The organism is Aeromonas sp. QDB11 (genome assembly GCF_027705265.1).
Taxonomy (GTDB): Bacteria; Pseudomonadota; Gammaproteobacteria; order Enterobacterales; family Aeromonadaceae; genus Aeromonas; species Aeromonas allosaccharophila.
The window spans coordinates 1-3,807 of the sequence record NZ_JAPDBM010000127.1 but is presented as its reverse complement, the minus strand read 5'-3'; the positions used below and the strand labels follow the sequence as shown (position 1 = coordinate 3,807).

Annotated in this window: 3 protein-coding genes; all 3 read left to right on the top strand. The window is 45.1% G+C overall.

From position 1 onward, the window contains the following. Window positions 1-515 precede the first annotated feature (515 nt). The 3 genes from OKC40_RS21905 to OKC40_RS21895 all read left to right on the top strand — a co-directional run bounded on the left by OKC40_RS21905 (window position 516) and on the right by OKC40_RS21895 (window position 3,766). On the top strand, window positions 516-1,214 hold the full coding sequence (locus tag OKC40_RS21905) for a plasmid mobilization protein (protein WP_270796984.1): 699 nt from the start codon (window positions 516-518) through the stop codon (window positions 1,212-1,214). Further along, window positions 1,205-2,914 carry a relaxase/mobilization nuclease domain-containing protein gene (locus tag OKC40_RS21900; RefSeq protein ID WP_241658066.1) on the top strand — a complete coding sequence of 570 codons (1,710 nt, stop codon included), beginning with the start codon at window positions 1,205-1,207 and terminating at the stop codon, window positions 2,912-2,914. Before OKC40_RS21905 ends, OKC40_RS21900 begins: the two co-directional genes overlap by 10 nt. Window positions 2,915-3,067: 153 nt before the next feature. Then, a complete protein-coding gene (locus OKC40_RS21895; RefSeq protein ID WP_270796983.1) occupies window positions 3,068-3,766 on the top strand; it encodes an AAA family ATPase in 699 nt (232 codons plus the stop codon). The last annotated feature ends 41 nt before the right edge of the window (window positions 3,767-3,807 follow it).

Sequence of the window (3,807 nt, the reverse complement as noted above, 5' to 3'; positions counted from 1 at the left end):
TATCTGGAAACGGTACTCAATGCGGGTCTCAAAAAACTGGGTGAAATTTAACAAAATGTTCACGCTCTCACCCTGACTGGTTGAGGCATCCAAATCCGTGCCAGCCATATTACCACCTGTTGATTTGAATGCACTGATGGCTAACCCACAGATGCACCAGCAATTAATGGCGTGGCTACAACAGGCACTGAGCAATACGGTAGTGACGGGCAACAGAATTTAGCAAAATAAACAGAATTTCCAGCAGCCAGAATATTGGTTGTACGGATAGTTGTAGGCAGAATTTGTACGGCATCGTATCAGGCAAAAGCACATGGATAAAAAGTGTGTTTTTGACAAATCGTTTTTTGGCGAAAAGTAATAAGAGCAAGGTCACTCCTACACCGTACAAATTGCGTTCCGCAATGTACGGTGTACGGAGCCTTGCCATGGCTGTCGCCCTGGACCTACCTGGGCTGCCGCCCAGACCCGCTAAATATATAAATTAGAGCTGTTCAGCAGCCAGGAGACAATACGTGGGAAAAGAAAATAAAAAATTAAGGAATAGCAAAAATAATACTTTACGTGAGGAGCTGACAAGAGATCCTGATCTCATGCTGCTCATTGAAAGGGCCGTTATCAGGTGCATCAATGACGATATCGCTGTCACTATTAACGGTATAGCTAGAGATGTAAATATGGATACAGACATCGTTCGACAAATGCTGCCGAGTTTTACAGAGATCCGTGATCATCGAATCGAGCTACGCTGCACATATGAGGAAAAACGTCGTTGGGAGAAAAAGGCTAAAAATGCAAGCATCACTGTATCGAGGTTAGCATCTCAATCTCTCACAAAATTGAAAATCGTCATTTCTCCAGCAGAAACATTACGCGACACAATAAATAATCTTATTGCGCAACAGACCGGGTTTTATAACAATTTCAATCAGCTGGTAAAATGGTGTAACTCCCATAAGGGCGATGTAAATCTACTTTTTGTTTTATACGAACTCAGGGAACTAGAAAAACAACATAAAGAGCAGGTTGATAAAATCAACGAGATGTTATCACCACAATTAACACAGCCATCTCGGGTTATACGCCATGACAAAAGCGATACTGCGACCCCAGACACTACATGGTCACACTCAGGTGAGGATGACGAGGATGCAGTGGAGGTAAATCCAGCATTAATCGAGAGTGAGTATGAGGAGCATGAGCTATGGCGGTGATTAGATTTTTTGCAACCAATGGGCATCGCCAGACTAAATCCAGCGCCCCAATAGATTACCTACTGGGTATCTACAGCGCTCTGACTCCGCAACAAAAAAATGAGCGTAGTACAATCGCTGATGCGATTAGGGTTGCTCGTGATAAAAATGACGCTCCATTGGTTCATCGGTTGAACCAACAACTGAGACTGATCCATGGTGTACAACGGACTCCACCACCTGAGCTGTTGGCTGGAAATCCACGAGACATTACTTATGCAATCGAGATATCGCCACATAAATATAAATACACCAGCGGTGTCATTGCACATGCAATTGAGGACAACCAGGCGCTGAGCTCCAATCCTGATATTGCTCAGGAATTTCGTGCATTGATGGAGGAGCTGGTTTTTGCTGGATTACCCATAGAGGACAGGATGATCTTGTGGGTACAACATACGCATGAACAAAATCTGGAGAATCATTTCTTAATCCCACGGATTAATCTTCGCACTGGAAAATATTTCAACCCTCACCCACCAGGTGCGGAAGGAGATTTTAATGCGATCCGCGATTACCTCAACCTGAAACATAACCTCGCACGTCCAGATGATCCGCAACGCCAGAGGCTGACAGGAACAATACCACGGTACAGTAAAAATGCGGACTTGATTGCAGCGTTATCTGATGCGGTGCAGTTACGGGTAACTCAGGGTCAGTTATGTAACCGACAAGCTGTGATTGATTGGCTGGAGCAACCTCAGACTCGACAAATGTATGGTATTAGCGAAGTCGAGGCTAAAAAGGATTACATACGGATTGTGCCAGAGGGAAAGATCAAGGCTTTTCGGCTGAAAGGACCTTTATTTAGCCGTGCGTTTACCAGTATTGATGTGGTGAGACCGACGTTGACGATAACAACGCCTCCACAACCGTCGTTGGATGCACTCTGGCAGCAGATTGAGGAGCGGATAGCCAAACGCCGGGCCTTCAATCAGAGCCGCTATAACGTCACTGAGACGCTGCACCCAATGCCCTCTCCGAGGCCTGTGAGACGACCGACAGGTATGGCCGCAGTGATAACCCAGAGACATCGCAAACAGCCAACAAATGCTCTTTTTTGGCAACAGCAGATGCAGCTATATGCAGGTTACACACTGACCCCAATTAACCCTGAGGGAACCCTAACAGTAGACACCGAAAAGGCATTAATTCAACTGCTGATGAAAATTTTGAGCGCTATTTTAGCATTACTAGGAGTGAATCATGAATTTAGAGAAACAATTATTAGAGTTGCTCAGTTTTATCAACACCGAGCAGATGAGCTCGATAGCAACACTCAGGGAGCAGGTTCAATCGCAGCATGTCACACAGCAGCAGATAATGAACGACCATCAGGTCTTGCTGACCATGGTGCAGCATTTGAACACGCATACCAGCGACAGCAACGTCTCTGCCGAGAACTCCATTCATCAGATGAGCGTTTCGCTCGAACAGTTGCAGGAGCAGGTTCAGACCTTGAGCGGCTCCGTAGAGAGTACGCAGAGGTCGGTGAGATTGCTACTCGAGGTCTTAGAATCATAATGGATAACCCTATATTAGCAGCCAAAAAAATTGCACGTTTCAGGATGAGGCCTGGAGCGTATGCATTAAAATCTCAGCACGAGCACTCTGGCCAGAGGACTGCACGTCATGAAATGGATTCAGATCTTTCTTTGTAAAATATTCTGAATGGCGTTTGTTTTTTATATTTGCGGAACATCATCAATACAAGATTACTTGCAATGTTTATCTTTATAAATAGCAATAATTAATATCTACCATTGATTTATAAAAACAACAAATAATAATAACTTTTTTTGGGAGGAGTATGTATGCTCCAGAATAGAATGTTAGCTTGGGGGGTTAGTGAGGGGCGGATTGCCAGTGAGCAAAAACCGATTTGGTTGTTGGACGAACTGATTGAGCAGGGTGATCAGTGGATCATCAATGGCGCCCCCAAATCTGGTAAATCGCTGGTCGCAACGCAGCTCGCATTGGCTATCGCCAGTGGAGGACAGTTCCTCAACTGGAGGAATCGAAATCCAGCACGAGTGTTGTATATGGATTTTGAGCTAAAAGATCGGTTGTTTTGGAAACGCTTTTTAACCATGACAGCACATAATAATGTGACTGACCAAACAATTGAGCGGAATTTTTTCCGGTGTGGTGATTTCCAGACAACGGATGTATTGGATCCTGTAGAGGCGAAAAAAATGATCTCCATCGTGAATGAGATCCAGCCTGACCTGATTATTTGGGATGTACTAGCCAGGATGCATACGGCGGCGGAAAATGATAATAGCATGATGGGCCAGGTGATGCGGTCCATCAGAAAAATAAGTCAACCCGCAGCCCACATTGTTGTGCATCATGCAAGAAAGTCCTCGCCAGGAGCGGAGGGTTACAACGCAGGCGCTGCTGGTATCAGGGGGGCATCATCCATTCATGGTGAGGCTGATGGCGTTATGTCACTAGCATTGCGGGATGGGCAGGGGGCAGGGCGAGATCGTGAACATTTTGTTAAAAATTAAAAATAGTTTTTTGCCTACAAAACAAATACTTATAGGCCTGT